The sequence below is a fragment of the Alteromonas marina genome, assembly GCF_000808575.1.
Classification (GTDB): Bacteria; Pseudomonadota; Gammaproteobacteria; order Enterobacterales; family Alteromonadaceae; genus Alteromonas; species Alteromonas marina_A.
On sequence record NZ_JWLW01000028.1, the window covers coordinates 1 to 2,360 of the forward strand.

At 47.2% G+C, this 2,360-nt stretch carries 1 protein-coding gene; it reads left to right on the forward strand.

All coding sequences use genetic code 11. The features are described 5' to 3' along the window. A partial coding sequence (locus RJ41_RS13940) for an Ig-like domain-containing domain (RefSeq protein ID WP_039222004.1) occupies positions 1 to 2,360 on the forward strand: 2,360 nt, incomplete at both ends.

Consider the following 2,360-nt stretch of genomic DNA (forward strand, 5'->3'; position numbering starts at 1 on the left):
GCAGGTGAAAACTATGAGTTGGTTGTTGCGGGCGTATGTGATGTCGCGGGTAATGCCGTGGCAGAGTACCGCTTGGATTTCACCGCCGACAGTAGTGGCAGTGTTGATACGGCCTACCCAAGAATAAGCAGTGTTACACCGACAAACAATGCAGCAGATGTATCAGTTAACACAGCGATTGTGGTGACCTTCAATGAAGCCGTTGATGCAGTAAGTATTAGTGATACGCTGCGCGTTCAGGTGAATGGTCAAAGTGGTTATGTAGCGGGTGACTATCAGGTAGAAGGAAACGTGGTGACATTTACGCCAAGTGCGCCATTACCGGGTAGTACAAACATTAGAACTAGTATTTACCATGTCAAAGATAGGGTCGGAAACAGCGCATGTTGTTGGAATTATTATTTCACAACAGAAAACGAGCTTGATACAACGGCACCGACCGTCAGCAGTATCAGTCCGACAGACGGAGCCATGGATATAGGAGTAGGTACGCCAATCGTACTAAGCTTCAATGAATCGTTAAATGCAGCGACGGTCAACAGCAACAATTTCAAGTTGTATTCAGAGGGTAGCATTATCACGCCGAGTGTTTACCGCTCAGCAGACAGTAAAACAATCACCTTGCGTGGTACCTGGCCAGCCGGGAAGTCACTGTCAGTTATCGTCACGGACGATGTGCAGGACCTAAGCGGTAATGCAATGGCGGATTATATCAGCCTGTTTAGCACTGCAGTGGTTGATAATGATAACGGAAGACCAAGTGTCTCACGTTTATACCCGAACAGCGGTGCCAATAGTGTACCGAGTGTCGGCAGTATAGTGATGTACACCTCAGAGCCAATGGATGAAAGCACCTTGCCTGAAGCTTTCCATGTAGCGGAAAACGGCGTACTGGTAGAGGGACAGATCACGTTATCAGCGTCAGGCCAGGCAATCGAATTCACTCCAGATGAAGCCTTTGCAGAGGGGGCACTAGTTCACGTCTATCTAGATAGCACAGCCCGTGACGATTCAGGTAATGCGATGAACCATTATCAAGGTCAGTTCCGCATGGCCACAACGGCAACAATAGGGGTGAGACCAACGCCGAATGCTTATCTGCCAAGTAATGGTTTGACCAATGTGTCGCTAAATCCGACCATGCGTATCGTTTATAACCAAGATATGGATGAGACTACCATTACCGATGAATTCATCGTGATGCGAAACAATGATGGCAGTGTATTCCCAGCTACGGTAAGTCTGGCAGATGATTTACGTACAGTGGAAATCACGCCGCAGTCACTTTTATCGACCGACAGTTACTATTATGTGAGTCTATCAAGCAATATCCTGGATACAGATGGTGACCGTCAATACTGGAGTCGCAGTTATGGCTTTACCACCGGTGAGGCTGCGATAGAAGACTTGCAGGCGCCTCGAGTAACAGGGATGAGTCCGACAACGGGAATGGAAGACGTGGCATTGAACCCGCGTTATCATGTGCGCTTTGACGAAGCGATTAACCCATACAGCTTCGAACGCGCAGCAGATATGAGTGTTTCGTACAGTGCCAGTAATACCGAAGTGTTATACCACCGTTACTCACCATTACTAGAGAGTACGGAATACACAGAAACCATTACACAGGTAGAAGACTTGTCGGGCAATGAAGTTGTTTCACACAGTGAAACCTTTATAACCGGAACAGGACCAGACCTGACAAGTCCAAATTACAGTGCTTATTTGCCTTACTCGAACAGTACAGTTGCAGTAAATAGTAGTGTGATCTGGGTAATGACCGAAGTTGTCGATCCACTCACGGTGAACAGCAGCACCGTGTATGTACAAGATGTAGACAATGGATGGGCTCATGTCTCGGGAAGTGCCAGTATTGGACAGGATGGCAAGACAATCACTTGGGTGCCAGACAATGTACTGACAGCGGGGAGACGGTTTTATGCACGACTCGGCGGTGTAGCGGATATCAGTGGTAATACAAACTCATCAGATAGCTTCTACTTCTATACCAGTTTGGAAGAAGATATAGCAACACCAGTTGTAACAGGTACATCAGTACATGAAGGCTTAACCGATGTGGCGGTAAATGCCCGAGTGAGAGTGAAGTTTAATGAAGCGGTAAATCATTTATCATTGGGTGGCATTACCCTGACTCATAACGGTGAGCAGATAGCGGTAAGTCGTACATTAGACAGCTCACATACCCTGGTAACACTCACACCTGTGACCCTGCTTCCATCGGGTGAGATACTAAGCCTGAATGTAAGTGGTGTGAAAGACTTGGCCGATAATGCGCAGGTAGAAGACGTTAATATTAACTTCACCACAGAGCTGGGTATCGACACACAAACCGGTTCATT